Origin of the sequence: Alteromonas sp. RKMC-009 (assembly GCF_003584565.2) — a bacterium.
In the GTDB taxonomy this organism is placed as follows: Bacteria; Pseudomonadota; Gammaproteobacteria; order Enterobacterales; family Alteromonadaceae; genus Alteromonas.
This window is the reverse complement of the sequence record NZ_CP031010.1, coordinates 3,031,684-3,051,796: the sequence shown is the minus strand read 5'-3', so window position 1 is coordinate 3,051,796 and position 20,113 is coordinate 3,031,684. Positions and strand designations below refer to the sequence as shown.

Genomic DNA, 20,113 nt, shown 5'->3' with positions numbered 1-20,113 from the left:
AAAATCGTTACCATATGCCCCATCAAAATAAAGGGTTAGTTATGAGAAGAGCAGTTATTACCGGTCTGGGCATCGTGTCCAGCATTGGTGTAAATCAGGACGAAGTGCTGGCTTCATTGAAAGCAGGCAAATCAGGTATCACTTTTTCAGAGCAATTTGCTGAAATGGGTCTGCGCAGCCAGGTCTGGGGTAACGTGGACATTGATTTATCAGAGCACATCGACCGTAAAGTTATGCGCTTTATGGGTGATGCCGCTGCTTATGCTTATGTGGCAATGCAACAGGCAATCGCTGATTCAGGTTTGGAAGAGAAAGATATTTCAAATGAACGCACTGGTATTATCGCCGGCTCAGGCGGTGCGTCATCGTTAAATCAGGTTGCTTCAGCAGACATTCTTCGTGAGAAGGGCGTAAAGCGCATGGGTCCTTACATGGTTCCCCGTTGTATGGCCTCTACAGTTTCAGCCTGTCTGGCAACACCGTTTAAAATTAAAGGTGTGAACTATTCTATTGCTTCAGCGTGTGCGACCAGTGCTCACTGTATTGGTAATGCCCTGGAACTGATCCAGCTGGGTAAACAGGATGTGGTATTCGCCGGTGGCGGTGAAGAACTGCACTGGTCACTGTCCAGCCAGTTTGATGCCATGGGTGCGTTGTCGTCGAAATACAATGACAACCCGTCTGTTGCTTCCCGTACTTATGATGCCAACCGCGATGGTTTCGTCAGCTCCGGTGGTGGCGGTATGGTTGTTGTAGAAGAGCTTGAACATGCTCTGGCCCGTGGTGCTACCATCTACGGTGAAGTGGTAGGTTACGGCGCCACGTCGGACGGCTACGACATGGTAGCGCCTTCCGGTGAAGGTGCGGTACGTTGTATGAAGATGGCCATGCAGAATGTTAATGCACCTATCGATTATCTGAACACTCACGGCACATCTACGCCGGTGGGGGATGTGAAAGAACTGGCTGCTATTCAGGAAGTCTTCGGTCAGTCCGGCGTGCCAATCAGTGCAACCAAGTCTCTGACTGGTCATGCTCTGGGTGCTGCCGGCGTGAATGAAGCGATATACAGCTTGCTGATGATGAAGAACAACTTCATCGCGCCGTCTATCAATATTGATACGCTGGACGATGCTGCGGCTGGCCTGGACATTGTGACCGCCACCCGCGAAGCTACCCTGAATACCATTATGTCTAACAGCTTTGGTTTCGGCGGTACAAACGCTACGCTGGTTATGCAGCGTTACAACGGATAAGTAAGCAGTCAGAAGACTGTTTATACCGCTATAAATGACAAACGCCCGCACCGGTTATCCGCTGCGGGCGTTTCGTTTTGTGAATTACGTTACGTTCCAGTATTATACCGGCCTTAGCAAGTCTGACAGTGTTTGATATGACCCGCATTTTGTTCGAAGAAAGTATCCCTCAGGGAATGGCCTATTTTTCAGCGCTCGGCGAGGCTTCACCGTTTCATGGTCCTTCGCTGGATGCAAAAGCGCTTCATGGTACTGACTATCTGGCGGTCAGGTCCACCACCAAAGTGAACGAAGCGCTGCTGTCCGGTGCCGGGCAGTTAAAGCTGGTAACGACAGCGACGGCGGGCACAAATCATCTGGATAAAACCGCACTGGAACAGGCGGGTGTGCCATGGCGCTCTGCCGGTGGATGCAACGCGGTAGCCGTTGCTGAGTATGTGGTGAGTGTACTGATGAACGCTCACCGTCAGGGCAAGCTGGATTTAAGCCGTATTACTGTTGGCGTAGTCGGCGCCGGACATGTAGGCAGTGCACTGGCAGAAAGACTGCATGCACTTAACATTGCGCATGTACTGTGCGATCCGCCTCTTGAGGCCGCCGGTGACAGCCGGCATTTTACCGGCATGGACACCATCATGACCTGTGATGTCATTACCCTGCATGTGCCTTTTGTAAAAGACGGACCTCATTCCACCGTGGATTTGCTTAATGCAGAACGAATAAGCGGTCTGCGGGCAGGGCAGTTGCTGATCAATGCCTGTCGCGGTGAAGTCATTGATGAACCTGCGTTGCTGATACGTTTACAACAACCTGAGGCACCGCTGGTGGTCCTCGATGTGTTCCGCAATGAACCTGAGATCAATCAGGCATTGTTGCCGTATTTGTGGTTTGCCACGCCTCACATTGCCGGTCACTCCGTTGAAGGTAAGCTGCGGGGAACGCAAATGGCATATGAACATGTGTGTGAAGCCATGGGTGTAACACCTGAACTCACAATGGAAGATTTTCTAACCGCGCCCGAAGCCCGTCATTTTGACGTGCCGGATGCCACAGCCGAAGCGCTGGACTGGGATACGTTGTCTGACCTGATCTTGTCTGTATACGACGTCAGCAAAGACGACGGGCTGTTTCGCCGGGATACCGGTAAAGAAGGGTTTCTTAATTTACGTAAGCATTATCCTGCCAGAAGGGAATGCAGCGCCGGTTTTCTGCGACTTGCAGCACCGGTTTCAGAAGGCATAACAGAGCAACTGAGTGGCCTGGGTTTTCAATTTAATTTTGTGCGCTGAAACTTTCAGCGTACTGACAGGAGAAAAGAATAATGTCACAAGTTTTTGATGTGGCGGTACTGGGCGCAACAGGCCTGGTCGGACAAACCATGATTGAGTTGCTCGAAGAGCGTAAGTTTCCGGTAGGAACCCTGTATCCGCTGGCCAGCGAACGTTCTGCCGGTACAACTATTAACTTCAAAGGCGAAGAAATTGAAGTACTGAATGCCGATGATTTCGACTGGACGCTGGTACAGTTTGGTTTCTTCTCTGCAGGCGGTGATATTTCCGCCCGTATTGCACCGGTTGCGGCAGACGCCGGTTGTATCGTTATCGATAATACCTCACATTTCCGGTACGAGCCGGATGTACCGCTGGTTGTGCCTGAAGTGAACCCCCATGCGCTGGCAGACTTCCGCAACCGGAATATTATTGCCAATCCGAATTGCTCAACCATTCAGATGATGGTGGCTCTGAAGCCCATCCATGAAATCGCCGGCATTGAACGTATTAATGTGTGCACTTACCAGTCTGTTTCCGGTGGCGGCAAAAGTGCAATGGAAGAGCTGGCACTGCAAACCGCCAATCTGCTGAACACACGGCCGGTTACACCGGAAGCATTCAGCCGTCAGATTGCCTTTAATGCCATCCCGCAAATCGACGCCTTCATGGACAACGATTACACCAAAGAAGAAATGAAAATGGTGTGGGAAACGCAAAAAATCCTCGGTGACGACAGTGTGCTGGTGAATGCTACTGCTGTGCGCGTGCCGGTTTTTTACGGACACGGTGAAGCCATCCATCTTGAAACCCGTATGCCAGTTGATGCTCTGCAAGTGAAAGGGTTGCTGGCACAGGCGTCCGGCGTGAAGGTGTACGAAGAAAGAGAAGCGTTCCCTACTCAGGTGAGCAGTGCAAGTGGCAATGACTGGGTACACGTGGGCCGCATCCGTGATGATATTTCTCATCCCAACGGCCTGAATATGTGGGTGGTGTCTGATAACGTACGTAAAGGGGCGGCAACGAACAGCATTCAGATCGCTGAAACCCTGATCAAAGACTATCTGTAAACACCCGGCGCAAAGGTAAACTTCTGCGCCTTTGTGCCGATAAAACAATGAAAAGGCTGTTTTGCAGACTGTCATCAGCAGAAGAAAACGGCCTTTTTCTAGATAGTTACCGTTAACTGGTTTATAGTTTTGTTAAGTAACCTGTGCGGGCTTGTCATCATGGATTAAAGCTTGCATAACCCCGTGAAACCACAGGTTTTATTCTGTGAGTGACGGTTTTCTGACTCGCCGGAAGCAATCCGGCACGCCCGGAGCATCAGGCTCCGGCATTATAAGAATAACAGGCAGCGGTGTGCCGGCTTGTCCGTGTACTGGCTACACCACATGGCCTGGCCACCATGACACCGTCATGGTAGACGCTTGAGGGCATATAGGAACGCTATGAAATCGCATGTTACGGGCTTGCTTATTTTTTTGTTGCTGCTGACAGCAACACCTGATTCCGGTCAGGCTCAGGAACGGGAAACTGCCATCCGCGGGCCGAAAGATGCCACCAGTCAGTTCTCCGGCAATGTTTATGGTCCTATAGACGACAACGATACCCTCTGGCGTATAGCCGACCGCTACCGTCAAAATAAAAACCTTTCTGTCTACCAGGTGATGGTAGCTATTTATGAACTGAACCCTGATTCTTTTGAGCAGCAAAACCTTAATTTACTGGTAGACGGCGCTGTTCTGAAACTGCCGTCTGAGCGTTATGTTGCCCGCATAGACCCTGTAAGAGCGAAACAACGTGCCGAACAGGATGATGACAGCTTTGCCCGCATGGAAAGCAAGCCCGGCAGCAGCCTGAATAATCTTAAGCCGCCGGTACCGCTGGTAAACCAGCAGGATCTCAGTTCTACCCGCACCGCAATTGAAGACAAAATTACCCGTCTGGACAGTCAGCAAACCCAGCAATTTGATGAATTACGACAGCAATTTGCTGCCTCGCTGGAAAACGTGCAGGCCATACTCGATGAAAACCGCAAGCTGTATAGCCGTGTTGAACAGGTTAACGATGATTTAGCGTCTCTGCGTACCCAGGTGGAAGGGGACGTGCAGAATCAAATGGATGAGCAAACTGCGTTACAAAAGCAGTTATTGCAAATGATGCAGCAGGAACAGGCGGAGCGTCAGGCTGAAAAAGACGCGTCGTTCATGAATACGCTGATGCAACCCATGAGCCTCATCATCGGCTCGGGTATCCTCACGTTATTGCTGGTGGGCGGACTGGTTACCTGGTTCCTCAAACGGGGTAAGAAAGAAGATGATGATCCCATGCAGCCTGTGGCACAGGTCTCTACCGCCGACACCGCACCGGTTGTTGCCGCCGCCCCGGCAGCGATTGTGCCTGAGCTGGATGACACGCCGGAATTGTCAGATGACGAACTCTTTAACGACGATGAATTGTTAGATGATGTGTTATCCAACGAACTGGAAGAGTCACTTGACGACGATCTCGAAAGCTTCGCTGACCTTGATGATGACATGCTGGTGCCGGATGACGATTTTGCTTTCGAAGACGGTGATTCCGAGTTAGGTCAGGATGAACTGGACAGTCTGTTTGATGATGAGCCGTTATCTGATGATTCACTGGTGCCTGATGTGGATGATCTGGACGGTATTGATCTGTCCGGTGATGACGATGACAGTGCAGACGCTGTTACAGAAGAAACACCTGTGGAACCGGCTGCTGAAATGGTGGCTGACGATGACATTGATGCGCTGCTGGCGCAAAACTCTGTTGACAATAACGCAGCAGAAGAAAGTAGTGCAGAAACAGATGCTGCTGACAGTGCAGCAGACGTTGATGATTTTGATATCGATGCATTGCTGGATGCAAATTCAGGCACACCTGAAGAGCCTGCAACAGAAGAGGAAGATGACGGGGATATCGACCCGGACGACATTCTGGCTGAATTTGAAGCGCCGTCAGCGGACGAAGAAGACCAGCCGGAAATTGATATCGACGATTTGCTCGACGAGCATCAGTCTGATTCTGTCATGGGCAGTGATAACGGCGATGTTGATGACGACATGCTGGGCAAAATTGACCGTGAAATCAATGACCAGAATCAGGAACTGGACCGTCTCACAGACAACATCATTTCGGAAATGGACCAACTCGACCAGATGGCGGACATGCTGGGCGACGATGAGGATGAAGAAGACGAGATCACTACAGAATCAGCGCCTTCACCACAGGCCATTCAGGATCTTGACGCATTCAGCGAAGACCTGGACGAAATTGACGTTGAGGATATGGAAAATGCCGGCGAGTTTACTGACCCGCTTTCTGATGACCTCATTGCAGAGCTCCAGGGCAAACAGGACAGTGACGAGGATGACGCCGGCGTTGACGATGCAAACGACGCGCTTGCCGACGAACTGCTGGCTGAACTTGAAGCTGAAGATGATGAAGTAGATACCTTATCAGATGAATTACTGGCAGAGCTGGAAGCCGAAGAATTATCCGGAGAGCAGAATGCGCTTGCTGATGAAGCACTATTGCAGGAAGACTCCGAAGACAGTGAATTTGAGGCAGATATTGATGACGATCTGACCAATGACCTGCTGGCAGAACTGGAATCTGAGGGCGCAATAGAGGACGAATCAGAGGAGCTGGCGGAAGACGAGTTGCCGGTTGACGTTGACCTGCCTGAGTCAGATGAATCAGTCGAACCAGAGTCTGCAGCGACAGACGAACATCCGGCCGGTGAAGAAATACCAGAACTTGCAGCTGAAACTGACATTCCTGCTGATGATGTATTGGCGGATTCAGATGAGACGCCAGTTAGCGATGATGTCCCTGAAGAGCAGGAAATTGCTGAAGACGATACTTCCTTACCGGAAGACGGTTTTACAGCAGAGGACCCTGCAGAAGATATCACAGCAGCAGGTGACGTAGCTGAAGATGACCTGGCAGAAGAGAGCCTGACAGACGAAAGTGCGGAAGAGCAAAACCTCGCAGAAGAAGCCGTTGAGAACGAAGACGCAACAGTTGAAGACGACGTCGCTGGTGAGGCTGAACCGGAAAGCGAACTGACTTCAGACGATGATACAACCGGACCGGATGATTCTGATGCGTTGTCTGAGTTGGATGAACCTGTTGAAGAAGAGACAGCAGAGCCGGAAGAGCTGCCTGCTGATGATGAATTAGTCGCTGGGGAAGCACCTTCACAGGACGATGAGTTGCCAGACGACGAAGATTCTGTTGAAGACGCGACATTATCTGATGATGAATTCTCAGAAGAGCCGGAACCTGCTGAAGAAGAGAATTCTTTATCGTCAGATGCTGACGCACTGATTGCTGAAATTGAAAATGCGCAATACGAGCAGGAAGCAGAAGCTGAAATCGATAATGACGATGAGGCAGAACTTCAACCTTCAGAAGATGACGTTGAAGAAGAGCCTGCTTTTGAGTCTACTGAAGCTGTTCAGGAAGATGCACCGGCAGAGAAATATCAGCCTGAAGAAGTTGATGCATTAGCCGACGAATTACTTGCGGAACTGGAAGGCACTGACGACGATGTGTCTGCAGAAGCAGAAGCAGAAGCAGAAGCAGAAGCAGAAGCAGAAGCAGAAGCAGAAGCAGAAGCAGAAGCAGAAGCAGAAGCAGAAGCAGAAGCAGAAGCAGAAGCAGAGTCCACGCCACAGGATGTAGAAGAATTACTTGCCGGCATCGACGATGACGATAGCCTTGTGCCAGAGCCAGAGCCAGAGCCAGAGCCAGAGCCAGAGCCAGAGCCAGAGCCAGAGCCAGAGCCAGAGCCAGAGCCAGAGCCAGAGCCAGAGCCAGAGCCAGAGCCAGAGCCGGAAGAGTCGAATGACGGCAGTGCACTTGATGAGGCTCTGGCAGAGTTTGACCGGCAGATGATGGACGATATTCCTTCTTTCGCCAGTATGGACACGCCTGCGTCTTCTGAGCGTACTGCTCCGGAGGAACCTGCCGGTGACACAGAAGACAGTATCGACGACTTCAGCCTTGAGCAGGAGCAGGACGGTGAACTGCCACAAAAACCTGTGTCAGAAGAATACAATGAATTGTCTGACTTGCCGGGTCTGGATGACTGGCTGTCACAGGATCATAGCGAAGATCACAAGTTACTGGATGAGCTTGAGCAGGCTGATTTTGATGACCTGCTGGGTGGACTGGGCGATGACGAAGAAGCACAGGCCGGCACTTCGCCGGTCGCTCCGGACACAGCCGCAGACAGTGAACCCGCACCTCAGGAAAAGCCGGACATGTCGCTGGGCAACCCGGACCTTGACCTGGAAGCGTTGTTGTCAGATCCGCAACAAAGCATTGACGATGACACCGAAGAAAATGACTTTCTTGATGTGGAAACCCTTATCAATGACAGTGATGACGACAGTGCCATTGATGATGATGCCCCGCTGGACCTGGATGTCAGTCTGTCTGACTTCTCAGGGATAGGCGAAGATGATGATGTTATCGACATCGACAAGGATGCCGGTCAGAGTGCAAATCTTGACCTTGCACGTGTTTATGTTGAGATGGATGACTTTACCGCTGCCAGAGAACTGCTGAACGAAGTCCTTGAAAAGGGTAGCGAAGATCAGATTGAAGAAGCCAAAACAATCCTCGCCGGTTTAAGTTAGTGTCTGCGCGCTAACGCTTGCATCTGGCTAAGTGGCTGACTACACTTAGCCGGTTTTTTAGCGGGAGCAGAATTTTCATGGCAAGAATCGCCCTGGGCGTCGAGTATGATGGCGCAGCACACTACGGCTGGCAGCGTCAGCGTGAATTACCCAGTGTGCAGGGATATCTGGAAAAAGCACTGTCTGTGGTAGCCAATCAACCCATTGATGTGCAATGTGCCGGCCGCACCGATGCCGGCGTACATGCCACCGGTCAGGTGGTGCATTTCGACTTTGACGGTGAACGTCCGGACCGTGCCTGGACAATGGGTGTGAATACCAACCTTCCTGATTCTGTCGCTGTGAGCTGGGTAAAAACCGTCAGTGATGACTTTCACGCCCGCTTCTCTGCAACCCACCGTCGCTACCGCTATGTGATTTATAATTCGCCGCTGCGTCCGGCGATTCTGCTGAACGGCGTTACCCACGAATACCAGGAACTGGATGCATCATTGATGCACGAGGCTGCTCAGGCGGTGATCGGCGAACAGGATTTCACCTCATTCCGTGCAGCTCACTGCCAGTCAAAAACGCCGTTTCGTAACGTTACCGGAGTATCTGTGTTTCGTCAGGGCCGCTATGTAATTGTCGAAATTCGTGCAAATGCATTTTTGCACCACATGGTGCGCAATATTGTCGGCTCACTCATTAAAGTAGGGTGTGGCGAACAGCCGGTAAGCTGGATTGCAGAACTGTTAGCTGCGAAAGACCGTACACAGGCGGCTGCAACAGCAAAACCGAACGGACTGTACCTGGTCGATGTTACTTACCCGGATACATTCGGCATTCCCCGCCAGCCGGCCGGGCCGTTGTTTCTGCCGGAAACCTGAAAGCCTGATGAGCAGTCGGTGAGTAGCTTGACTTCTTAGACCAGTTTTACTTTTTACCGGGTGCGGATATGTGGTCTAATACATGGCTAAATCGCGTTCTTTTAACACTGTGCACAAATAAAGACCAACGAAGCATAGTTACAGATAACAAGGATTCTCCTTACTATGAGCTGGATTCAAAAAATTCTGCCTAAAACTCAAACGTCCACGAAAGGTAACGTACCGGAAGGTGTGTGGACGAAATGTTCAAGCTGTCAGGCTGTGCTGTACAAGCAGGAACTGGAAAAGCTGCTGGAAGTGTGTCCCAAGTGTGACAACCATATGCGTATCAACGCCCGTAAGCGTATTGATGCGTTTCTGGACACCGGCGACCGTAAAGAGCTGGGCGGAGATTTAGAACCTCAGGACGTTCTGAAATTCAAAGATTCCAAGCGCTATAAAGATCGCATCGTTGCGGCACAAAAAAGCACCAACGAGAAAGACGCATTAATCGTGATGCAGGGCAAACTGAAAGGCATGCCGGTTGTGGTTGCCAGCTTTGAATTTGCCTTCATGGGCGGTTCCATGGCATCTGTTGTCGGTGCCCGTTTCGTGGCTGCTGTTAATGCCTGCCTTGAACACAACATGCCACTGATTTGTTTCTCTGCTTCCGGCGGTGCCCGTATGCAGGAAGCGCTGATGTCATTAATGCAGATGGCGAAAACCTCTGCTGCACTGGCAAAAATGAGCGAAAAGGGTTTACCTTACATTTCTGTGCTTACCGACCCTACAATGGGTGGTGTTTCGGCCAGTCTGGCTATGCTGGGTGACGTTAACGTTGCCGAGCCAAAAGCACTTATCGGTTTCGCAGGCCCGCGGGTTATCGAACAGACCGTTCGTGAAACCTTGCCCGAAGGTTTCCAGCGCAGTGAATTCCTGCTGGAAAAAGGTGCCATCGATATGATTGTTGACCGTCGTAAAATGCGTGATAAATTACACGGCCTGTTAGAAAAGATGCATCGCCCGAATTAAGTGAATAAACAATCACCTTCTTTTACTGCGTCAGCGGATAACTCTCTGACGCAGTGGTTGGCCTACCTTGAGTCCATTCATCCCACAGCCATCGATATGGGGCTGACGCGGGTGAAGCAGGTCGCTGACAAACTCGCCTTAGATTTTTCAAACCAGACTGTCATCACCGTTGCCGGTACAAACGGCAAAGGCACTACTTGCCGCTTCATCGAGCAAGCCTGCCTGGCGCAGGGTAAAACCACCGGTGTGTATTCCTCTCCCCATCTGCTGGATTACCGTGAGCGTGTACGCATAAATGGCGACATTGAAGCAGAACGCTTGTACTGTGAAGCCTTCGCTGCAATTGAGCAGGCCAGAGGTGATATCAGCCTGACCTATTTCGAATTTGGTACGCTTGCCGCCATGCTGATGATGGTGAATGCCGGTGTCGACATCGCTATTCTTGAAGTAGGTCTTGGTGGCCGGCTGGATGCAACCAATATCATTGAACCGTCTGTTGCTGTTATCACGACCATCGGTCTGGATCATATGGACTGGCTGGGAGATACCCGTGAAGCCATCGCCATTGAGAAAGCGGGTATCATGCGCAATAACGGCATTGCGGTAGTAGGAGAGCGCGAGCCGCCTTCAACGCTGGATGAGTACGTCAGTGAACATCAGGTTGATACCTGGTGGGCCGGCCGGACGTTCGGTACAGAGCAGCAGGGTGACATGTGGCGCTGGTATCATGAAGATGAGCAGACAGCGTGGTTGCCCATGCCGCAAATTCCGCTGCAAAACGTGGCGACAGCACTGGCAACATTGAAACGTCTGGGGTTGTTTCCTGACAACACCGCACTGCAACAGCTTGTCAGTACCGTGAATGTGCCCGGACGCAGACAAACCTTGTCCCAATCGCCTGAAGTGCTGGTTGATGTGGCCCATAATCCACAGGCCTGTGCATTAATGCGCGACTGGGCTGACATCGGATTAAACGGGGAACTGCATATTGTTGCCGGTATGCTGGCAGATAAATCACTGGCCGCCACGCTGGATGAACTGGCGGGCGTAAAGGCGAAGTGGTACCTTGGTAATACCAGCGGGCCAAGAGGCTTAAGTGGCAGTACCTTAATGTCTCACTTACAGCCACATCAGCGGGCACATGCCAATGCATTTGATTCGGTAACCGCAGCTTATAAAGCAGCCCGTGAAGCAGCAAATGAAAATGACCGCATCCTGGTATTTGGTTCTTTTCTTACCGTTGCGGATGTATTAACGTTTCACAAGGACAGTAGTATCCAATAGGAGTAAACAGTGACCCCGGCGTTACATAACAGACTGGTCGGCACCGTTATTCTGGTCGCGCTGGCAGTCATTTTCCTGCCAGATTTTCTCGACAGAAAAAAAGAAACGAATCAGGACGAATTTGTCAGTGTGCCGGCTACGCCGGCGAAAAAGCCTATTGTGGATCCCGAGCCGTTTCCTGTAGACCGCGTTGCGGGTGTCACCCAACGTCCGCTGGAAGTGGTCGATGAGCCTGCGGTTGATGATGAAGCTGCACAGGTTGCTGCATCGTCAGAAAAAGCACAGCAAGCTATTGAGGACGACCTGGCCCGTCAGACAGTGGTGGAGCAGCCAGCGCCGGAAGCCGTTGAAGGCAGCTGGGTGGTGCAGCTTGGTAGTTTCCGCCACCAGAAAAACGTAAAGCAATTACTCGTAAAACTTGAACAGGCCGGCTACCGTGCCTTCAGCCGTCCTGTGGAAACCCGTTCCGGTCCGCTGACGAAAGTGTTCGTCGGACCAGATACCGACAAAGCAAAATTACAAAAAGCAGTGCCGCATTTGCAGGAGATCACCGGACTGAAAGGGAAGGTGGCTACATTCAACGCAGAATAGCTTCCGGCGGCAGGTGGCAAGTTTTTCTTACTCAGGCGGGAAGTTACCCGGTCCGCGTTAAGATTACACATTGGTAATCTCCGGGGCTTCTGTTAGAATGCGCGCCATCTCGCAGCGGGGCAGTCACACTGCGTGCTTAACGACAGACGGATAGTATAACGCTTCATGAATTGGGTTGATTTTTCCATTCTCGGTATTATCGCGGTTTCAACGCTGATAAGTCTGATGCGTGGCTTTGTGAAAGAAGCCATTTCCCTGGTTGTCTGGTTCGGTGCACTTTTTATTGCCAGTGAATTTCATGCCGATCTTGCTGTCTATTTCACGCAAATAGACGACGAGGTGCTGCGCAATGGTGCTGCAATCGTTGTTCTCTTTATTGTTACGCTGGTACTGGGTGGTTTATTTAACCACGTTGTCGGCCAGTTAGTACAAGCTTCAGGATTATCCGGCACAGACCGGGCGTTAGGCGCAATTTTCGGCGCTTTACGTGGCGTACTGATTGTAAGCGCACTATTGTTCTTTATGGATACGTTTACCGATGCAGCAAAAGCCGTTTGGTGGAGCCAGTCTCTGCTGATACCGGAATTTGGTGTCATCATAGAGTGGTTTTTCACCTTCGTGAAAGGCAGCTCCAGTTTTCTAAAACCCGCTTGATATAGGTAAAGCAAATGTGTGGTATTGTCGGAATTGTTGGTAAAACACCTGTTGCTCAGTCACTCTATGATGGACTGACAGTGTTACAGCATCGCGGACAGGACGCTGCTGGTATCATTACGATCGAACAGAATCGATTTAATCTGAGAAAAGCAAATGGCCTGGTGCGGGATGTTTTCCACACACGCCATATGAAGCGTCTGTCAGGAAATATGGGTATCGGTCACTGCCGTTATCCCACCGCAGGCACATCAAGCTCTGCTGAGGCACAGCCTTTCTACGTGAACTCACCTTTCGGTATCGCGTTTGCGCATAACGGTAACCTTACCAATGCACACGAACTGCAGGACGAAGTGTTCCGTATTGCCCGCCGTCACATTAATACCTCTTCAGATTCTGAACTGTTATTAAACATTCTGGCTCATGAACTGCAGCAGGTTGCCGACTTGACCGTAACTGCAAAAGATATTTTCAAAGTGGTCACAACCGTCCATAAGAAGATCCGCGGTGCCTATGCCGTGGTTGCTGCGATTATCGGACAGGGCCTGGTAGCTTTCCGTGACCCTAACGGTATCCGTCCTCTGGCGCTGGGCAAGCGCATTACAGAAATGGGCGAAGAATACATGGTTGCTTCTGAAAGCGTGGCTCTGGATGCGGTAGGTTTTACCTTCATTCGTGACGTAGCGCCGGGCGAATGTGTATACATCACCGAAAAAGGTGAACTGCATACCCAGCAGTGTGCTGAAGTACCGGCCACTTCCCCGTGTGTTTTTGAATTTGTTTACTTTGCCCGTCCTGATTCATTCATCGATGGTATTTCTGTCTACGCTTCCCGCGTTAACATGGGACGTAAGCTGGGTGAGAAAATTGCCCGCGAGTGGGCCGACCTCGATATCGATGTGGTCATTCCTATTCCGGAAACTTCCATGGATGTGGCGCTGCAAATCGCCAATACCCTTGAGTTACCATATCGTCAGGGCTTTGTGAAAAACCGTTATATCGGCCGTACCTTTATTATGCCGGGGCAGACCATGCGTAAGCAGTCTGTACGCCGTAAACTGAACGCTATTTCTTCAGAATTTAAAGGCAAAAACGTACTGCTGGTAGATGACTCTATTGTACGGGGCACTACGTCCGGTCAAATCATCGAAATGGCCCGTGAGTCCGGTGCGAAGAAAGTTTACTTTGCTTCTGCTGCTCCTGAGATCCGTTTTCCGAATGTTTACGGTATCGACATGCCGTCTGCCAATGAACTGATTGCCTACGGCCGTGAGATTGACCAGATTGCAGATCTTATTCAGGCTGACGGACTGATCTTCCAGGACATTGAAGATCTGGTTGAAGCGGTACGGGAAGAGAATCCTGAAATTCAGCGCTTTGAAACATCAGTATTCGACGGTAATTACATAACTGCTGATATTGACCAGGATTACCTTGAGCGCATTGATATTGCCCGTGGTGAAGCGTCTAAGAGCGGTCCTGTCGTGCAGGCAGAATTGTCTAATCTGGAAATGCACAATATGGATTCTGACAACTAAACCGGGAATCCGCGCACCAAATAAAAAGACCGCTCTCAGAGCGGTCTTTTGCTTTCGGATATGGATGAAATTTAATGATCAGTGCACGTATACCGGACCGAAGCCCATACTCCACATGATCACGGTGCTGGCCATTAAAATGGCCAGAAGTACCAGTCCGCACGTCACTACAGAACTGGCATAAATGAACCCTTTACCATCCGGTATATGCATCATGATTGGCGTACCTGAATAAAGCAGGTATACAGAGTAGGCGAGTCCGACCAGACCTACTGTCATCACAAACCAGAGTTCCGGATAAAGACCAGCAAACCCGGTCATAAATAATGGTGTCGCCGTATACGCGGCAAGATCTAAAGATTCGGTATAATTAGGCTTGGCGTCAAACGCATTAGCAAGCTCATGAATCATGTAGGTAAGAATAAGCACACCGGCTATCAGGCCAAAATACATACCTACAGCCAGCATCGCTGCGCTTTGCTCGGTAAGCTTTATTAAATCTCCGGCACCGATACTCCAGCCCAGGTGTGCACCGGAATAATAGGTGACCAGTGAAGGTATCAACGCAATAACCCCGATATGACTAAGGGCATACACGCAACTTTCATGTCGTCTGTCTATGTCCTGCCATTCTTCACGGGGATGAGTGTATATGCCGAGCAAGTGATTCAATATCATATTTTCACCTTATTGTTACCGGCGCTGCGTGCAGCGTTGATCATATTGATGTTTGTTTATGGTTAATATAATTAACATTAATTTTACAATGAGTGTTGATCATGTTTGGTGCAGGGTCAAATATTTTTTGCTTAAAAAATGTTCAGTTATGTGAGTGGTTGAATTTGCTGAAGATATTAAAGCGCAGAAAATCGGGGCCGTAAGGAAATATCCGGCCCGAATTAGTTAGAAGGGAAGAAACAGACGTTGTTTACGGCTGCTTGAGCGGGAAATGTCCGAGAACTTTGGTTATCTGGCCTTTTGCATCCGCCAGTCCCACGCCCACAGCTTTTACATAACCGGTAGCAGAGGGGGGAGAGGCTGCAAAGTGCTTTTTCATTGCTGGCAGGGCGGGTGATGCTTCTGCGGCCAGCAATGTCATATGCGGCTCAAATTGTGCAAATACATTAGGGCTGCCATATTGTTCGAACACCGCTTTCTTTTGCGGATAGGCATTAACCCACGCAGGCAGTGGCGCTGAAAGATCTCTTAACGGAGACAGGGCATTTGTCAGTTTATCTGCCAGTTGTTGTAGTTCTGTTTCTTTTACCGCATCGACAAATACCCAGTTCCCTGCGGTTACCGTAAATCCCTCAGCTTTCAGGGGCACTGCCGGTTGTGTGGTTGTGAGCATTTCCACTTTCGCCAGTAAACCGGGAATAGCGGCTTCGTCGTAAGTGGTGAGGTACAACGTAATATGGACAGGAAATCCCTGTTCGTAAAAGCTCTCCATACCGTTCTGCTTCAGTTTATCGCTTACCGAGGCAACCGTCTGCTCTATGTCTGCCGAAGGTAAAGCAAAAACATTAACAGACACACTTTTTGCCAGCGCAGCAAAAGACAGTAAACAACCTGACAAGATTGCAATAATGGACGCACTTAATTTCAACGGCTTATCTCATGATGTAGAATAACGAAAACCCTTTCAAATACCGGCAGTCAATCTGTTGGTGATCAGCAGGGAGTGGCAGGCATCAACGCTACTTGAAACAGCGCTTTCCCACAAGTCTGATACTTCAATGAATGCTAAGGATAAACATGGAAAAACACATTTATCTCTGCCGTCATGGTCAGACCGAATGGAATCGAGACAAACGCCTACAGGGTCAGCTCGACAGTCCGCTGACAGAAAAAGGACGGGCACAGGCGGCTGAGCTGGCAGCGAAGGCCGGGAACTGGGATATTGATCTTGTGGTCAGCTCACACCTTGGCCGCGCGAAAGATACCGCTGCAATTTGTGCCACCTCGCTGGGACAGTCCCATAAAGTGTACGAAGGTTTCTGCGAACGTAACTTTGGTGAATGGCAGGGAAAGGAAACCAGCGGACTTGCAGCCTATCAAGCGTTTAAAGAACACCGGTATACCCGTCCTGATCTTATGCCTGACAACGGCGGTGAAAGTGCCAACATGGTAACCGAACGTTTTATGACAACCTTTCACGCACTGGTGAACAGCGAAACGGCTTCCCGTATTCTTATTGTCAGTCATGGTGATGCGATGGCCTGTATCGCCCGCAGTTTCGGTGAAGGCCGTACTATAGATAATTGTGGCGGCATGTTGCTGGGTTGGCAAAATGGTAAACTGCACTGGCAGCAGTGGATCGACTAAATATACTCAGCGGATTTGTGATAGGATCCGCGCCCGGCGGCGCCCTTAAGGGCGTTGTCTTTATTTAACTGATATGTATTAACCTGAAAAAGCAGTGCTGTCCACAGATGAACGAATTACTCGCACCTATCCATTCATTTTTACAGTGTGAAACCCCTGATGCCTGGGTTGAAAAAGCCGCGGAAAAAGACAATCTGGCGGTGGTACTGACTGATCATTTGATTTGCGAGCTAAAAGCCGCGCAAAGTGCCATGTTTCTTATCCGTCGCTATGCGGTAGATAAGGAAAGCGGCGATGCCTTACTGGCATGGCTGAAGCCTTTTGAAGACTTTGCGTACCGGAAAGAAGGTGACTGGCAGTCACTGCTTAAACATAACAAATTGTCGAAATCGATCATTCCCAAGTCCGGCACACCTTACGGCCAGGATCTCATAGATAAAATGGTGCTGCTTATCAAAGAGGAACTGCATCATTTTTTCCAGGTACTGGAAATTATGAATGAGTACGACATTCCTTATGAAAATATCGCGTCAAGCCGCTATGCAAAAGGACTGCTGCGTCACGTGCGTACTCATGAGCCGGCAGCCCTCACAGATAAACTCATTTGCGGCGCGTATATTGAAGCCCGTTCCTGCGAGCGTTTCGCAAAGCTGGCACCTCACGTTGATAAGCGTCTGGGCGATTTTTATATTTCGTTACTTCGCTCGGAAGCCCGACATTATCAGGATTATCTGACGCTGGCAGAAGAGATTGCCGGTGAGGATATTGCTGAACGTATTGCTTTTTTCGGTGAGGTAGAAGGTGAACTGATAACCTCACCGGATGAGGATTTTAAATTCCACAGCGGTTTACCCGTATAGAGAAACCCCGACTGCAGGCTTCGGCAGCAAGCATACCTTCACCAGTCTACGGGGCAATTTGTGCAGTCTGCCATGTATGTTCCCTGAAAAGTGGCGAAATGAATACGTGTACCGGTTAAGTCAGCGCGGGACAAATTGGCGTCATTCAGCTTGGCTTCCTGAATGTTTGCGTTCGTCAGATCGGCGCCTGCGAGTTGAATTTTATTCATCCAGACCCTTTCCATGCGGGCATTCCGCAGAGTCACTCCGTTGAGTTTTGCGCCTGACATTCTCGCCTGGTCGAAATTGACGCCTGTCAGGTCAGCGCCGTTGAAATTAACACCCTGAGCGAACAGGGAGAAACCGGTGGATCCTTCAAGATTGGCCCCAGTTAAGGTGGAAGTACGTAGATCACTGTGATTCAACGACACCATCGCCAGGTTTGCTTTGTCCAGTTTACTTTTTTTGAATGTTACGTAGCTGAGATCAGCATGGCGCAGATCTGCACCGCTGAAATTGACATTTGTGAACACGGAGCCGGACAAATCCATGTGGCGCAAATCAGCACCGGACAAATCAGCATTACTGCATCGTGTTCCCTGAGTCAATTTGCAACCGTCAATTTCGGCCACGTCATCATCAAAAGGCAAAGGCTCTGCGTGGCTCAGTGTGGCAGCAAAGCAGAACAGAAAATACAAGGGTTTCATAAGTCACTCCATGTAAGCGGGGCCGCAGCCCCGCCGGGTATGATTAACGTTTTGCGACTTTGTCGAAGTTCGGTAACTTGAATACCCAGAATGAACCGCCTTGTGCGACAGGCTTGGTCAGTTCTGCCATATCGCCACCCCACAGTGGCACAGCACCGCCGTAACCTGAAGCGAAACCGATATATTGCTCACCGTCCATTTCCCAGGTGATCGGGCAGGAAACGATGCCTGAGCCTGTCTGGAACTTCCACAGTTCCTCACCGGTTTTCTCATCAAACGCTTTGATGAAGCCATCGCCGGTACCAGTGAAAATTAATCCGCCTTTCGTGGCCAGAACGCCGGCCCATAATGGCAGCTTCTCTTTATGCGTCCATTTTATTTCACCGGATACAGGGTCTACTGCACGCAGCACGCCCACATGGTCGTCAAACAGGGTTTTAATTCTGAAGCCCTGACCAAGGTATGCATTACCTTTTACGTAGTTAACTTCTTCTGTCCAGTAATCTTCTTTCCAGTGGTTTGCGCCCAGATAGAACCAGCCGGTGTTCTGACTGTACGCCATAGGGTTCCAGTTCTTTCCGCCCAGGAATGGAGGGGAAACTTCAATTGATTTTCCTTTCTCTTCGCCGGGGGCCGGCAGAGGCGGACGTTGTCCTTCTACTTCAACCGGGCGACCTGTATCGGGGTCGATGTGTGTAGCCCAGGTAATTTTGTCCACGAACGGGAAGCCTTTGATGAATTCGCCGTTTTCACGATCTACTACATAGAAGAAGCCATTGCGGTCGGCGTGAGCAGTTGCTTTGACTGTTTTGCCGTTGTCATCGTATTCAAACAGTACCAGCTCGTTGTTCCCGGAGAAATCCCAGGCATCATTTGGCGTATGCTGATAGAACCATTTCACTTCACCGGTGGTAGGGTCTACACCAACCTGACCTGAGGTGTACAGGTTATCCCAGTTGCGCGGATCATCGCCTTTTGCAGTACGCTTCCATGTATTCCAGGGGGCCGGATTACCTGCACCGATAATAATGGTGTTTGTTTCTACATCGAAGCTGGCACTCTGCCATGGGGCTCCGCCACCGTGATGCCAGGCTTCAACCAGTTCGCCGTTTTCATCACGCGGCCAGGTAGGTGCATTTTCATCACCGGTGGGGGTACTGTCTTTACCGTTCAGCCGACCCATATGACCTTCAACGAAGGGGCGCATCCACACTTCTTCGCCGGTCAGCGGATCACGGGCGAACAGCTTGCCTACCACACCGAATTCATCGCCGGAGGAGCCGTGGATCAAAAGGACTTTGCCAGTTTTCTGATCTTTCACCAGTGTCGGTGCACCTGTCATGGTGTAACCGGCGCGGTAGTCTTCAAAACGTTTCTTCCATTCCACTTTACCGGTGTGACGGTTCAGTGCCACGATACCGGCATCCAGCGTACCGAAATACACCATGTCGCCGTAAATGGCTGCACCGCGGTTAATTACGTCACAGCAGGGGCGGATCCCTTCAGGTAACCGGTGAGAATAGGTCCACTTTCTTTCACCGGTCCTGGCATCAAAGGCGAAAATACGGGAATAACTGGCGGTCACATAAACAACGCCGTCATAAACCAGTGCCTGAGATTCCTGGCCCCGCTGCTTTTCGTCACCAAAGCTCATGGTCCATGCCGGTGTCAGCATGTGCACATTGTCTTTGTTAATCTTGTCCAGTGAGCTGAATCGCTGTGCTTCCGGACCCATACCGTACATCAGTACATCTTCTGTGGTACTGGCATCGTTCTCAATATCATCCCAGGTGACGCCTTTAGCCTGAGTATATTGACTGGCAAGTGCGCTGCTCACGAGAATAGCAGACAACAACAGTTTTCTAGTGGTGTTCTTAGGTGTAATAGTCATAGCGTACCTTTGCTATTTGTTTATGAAGTGTTAACAGTATGCGAGCAGCAGGGGGGCAGGGAGAATAGACTTTTGCCCGAAGTAAGGCGGGAATAATTCCCGATTTGAAGCGGGATTTATCCCGTCAGAGAAACAAGGTTACAGAAGCTGATATCTGCCACGAAATAAGTAAAAAAAAGGCTAACCATAAAGGGTTAGCCGGAAT

At 50.2% G+C, this 20,113-nt stretch carries 17 protein-coding genes; 13 read left to right on the top strand and 4 right to left on the bottom strand.

Features of this window, described 5'->3' with window-relative positions:
• Positions 1 to 41: 41 nt before the first annotated feature.
• The 11 genes from fabB (at position 42) to purF (ending at position 14,146) form a co-directional block, all read left to right on the top strand.
• Positions 42 to 1,256: a beta-ketoacyl-ACP synthase I gene (gene fabB, locus DS731_RS13515; RefSeq protein WP_119501829.1), complete on the top strand. Its 1,215-nt coding sequence runs from the start codon at positions 42 to 44 to the stop codon at positions 1,254 to 1,256.
• Between the two features lie 137 nt (positions 1,257 to 1,393).
• A complete protein-coding gene (locus DS731_RS13510; RefSeq protein WP_119501828.1) occupies positions 1,394 to 2,545 on the top strand; it encodes a 4-phosphoerythronate dehydrogenase in 1,152 nt (383 codons plus the stop codon).
• Between the two features lie 32 nt (positions 2,546 to 2,577).
• Positions 2,578 to 3,594 carry an aspartate-semialdehyde dehydrogenase gene (locus DS731_RS13505; protein WP_119501827.1) on the top strand — a complete coding sequence of 339 codons (1,017 nt, stop codon included), beginning with the start codon at positions 2,578 to 2,580 and terminating at the stop codon, positions 3,592 to 3,594.
• Positions 3,595 to 3,799: 205 nt separating this feature from the next.
• A complete protein-coding gene (locus tag DS731_RS21965) occupies positions 3,800 to 3,958 on the top strand; it encodes a hypothetical protein (protein ID WP_161599157.1) in 159 nt (52 codons plus the stop codon).
• A 17-nt stretch (positions 3,959 to 3,975) separates the two neighbouring features.
• Complete coding sequence (locus DS731_RS13500) at positions 3,976 to 8,199, top strand: FimV/HubP family polar landmark protein (RefSeq protein ID WP_119501826.1); 4,224 nt, start codon at positions 3,976 to 3,978, stop codon at positions 8,197 to 8,199.
• A 77-nt stretch (positions 8,200 to 8,276) separates the two neighbouring features.
• Positions 8,277 to 9,068 (top strand): tRNA pseudouridine(38-40) synthase TruA, encoded by a 792-nt coding sequence (gene truA / locus DS731_RS13495; protein WP_119501825.1) that lies wholly within the window; start codon positions 8,277 to 8,279, stop codon positions 9,066 to 9,068.
• 165 nt (positions 9,069 to 9,233) lie between these two features.
• The gene (gene accD / locus DS731_RS13490; RefSeq protein ID WP_119501824.1) at positions 9,234 to 10,079 is read left to right on the top strand and encodes an acetyl-CoA carboxylase, carboxyltransferase subunit beta; all 846 of its coding nucleotides are present in this window, start codon (positions 9,234 to 9,236) and stop codon (positions 10,077 to 10,079) included.
• Positions 10,080 to 11,363 carry a bifunctional tetrahydrofolate synthase/dihydrofolate synthase gene (gene folC, locus DS731_RS13485; RefSeq protein WP_119501823.1) on the top strand — a complete coding sequence of 428 codons (1,284 nt, stop codon included), beginning with the start codon at positions 10,080 to 10,082 and terminating at the stop codon, positions 11,361 to 11,363. It begins immediately after the preceding gene.
• A gap of 9 nt (positions 11,364 to 11,372) precedes the next feature.
• Complete coding sequence (locus tag DS731_RS13480; RefSeq protein ID WP_119501822.1) at positions 11,373 to 11,954, top strand: SPOR domain-containing protein; 582 nt, start codon at positions 11,373 to 11,375, stop codon at positions 11,952 to 11,954.
• Positions 11,955 to 12,119: 165 nt separating this feature from the next.
• Positions 12,120 to 12,608: a CvpA family protein gene (locus DS731_RS13475; RefSeq protein ID WP_119501821.1), complete on the top strand. Its 489-nt coding sequence runs from the start codon at positions 12,120 to 12,122 to the stop codon at positions 12,606 to 12,608.
• A 14-nt stretch (positions 12,609 to 12,622) separates the two neighbouring features.
• Entirely contained in the window at positions 12,623 to 14,146 is a 1,524-nt protein-coding gene (purF, locus tag DS731_RS13470; RefSeq protein WP_119501820.1) for an amidophosphoribosyltransferase, read from the top strand.
• A 78-nt stretch (positions 14,147 to 14,224) separates the two neighbouring features.
• On the opposite strand, the gene DS731_RS13465 is transcribed toward purF, so the two are convergent.
• Both DS731_RS13465 and DS731_RS13460 read right to left on the bottom strand, forming a co-directional pair.
• Complete coding sequence (locus DS731_RS13465; RefSeq protein ID WP_119501819.1) at positions 14,225 to 14,824, bottom strand: Yip1 family protein; 600 nt, start codon at positions 14,822 to 14,824, stop codon at positions 14,225 to 14,227.
• A gap of 250 nt (positions 14,825 to 15,074) precedes the next feature.
• A complete protein-coding gene (locus DS731_RS13460) occupies positions 15,075 to 15,752 on the bottom strand; it encodes a 2'-5' RNA ligase family protein (RefSeq protein ID WP_119501818.1) in 678 nt (225 codons plus the stop codon).
• 149 nt (positions 15,753 to 15,901) lie between these two features.
• Between DS731_RS13460 and DS731_RS13455 the strand changes: the two genes are divergently transcribed.
• Complete coding sequence (locus DS731_RS13455) at positions 15,902 to 16,471, top strand: histidine phosphatase family protein (RefSeq protein ID WP_161599156.1); 570 nt, start codon at positions 15,902 to 15,904, stop codon at positions 16,469 to 16,471.
• A gap of 107 nt (positions 16,472 to 16,578) precedes the next feature.
• Positions 16,579 to 17,331 (top strand): tRNA isopentenyl-2-thiomethyl-A-37 hydroxylase MiaE, encoded by a 753-nt coding sequence (gene miaE, locus DS731_RS13450; protein ID WP_119501816.1) that lies wholly within the window; start codon positions 16,579 to 16,581, stop codon positions 17,329 to 17,331.
• Between the two features lie 38 nt (positions 17,332 to 17,369).
• On the opposite strand, the gene DS731_RS13445 is transcribed toward miaE, so the two are convergent.
• A complete protein-coding gene (locus DS731_RS13445; RefSeq protein WP_119501815.1) occupies positions 17,370 to 18,017 on the bottom strand; it encodes a pentapeptide repeat-containing protein in 648 nt (215 codons plus the stop codon).
• A 43-nt stretch (positions 18,018 to 18,060) separates the two neighbouring features.
• Positions 18,061 to 19,908: a methanol/ethanol family PQQ-dependent dehydrogenase gene (locus DS731_RS13440; RefSeq protein ID WP_119501814.1), complete on the bottom strand. Its 1,848-nt coding sequence runs from the start codon at positions 19,906 to 19,908 to the stop codon at positions 18,061 to 18,063.
• Positions 19,909 to 20,113 lie beyond the last annotated feature (205 nt).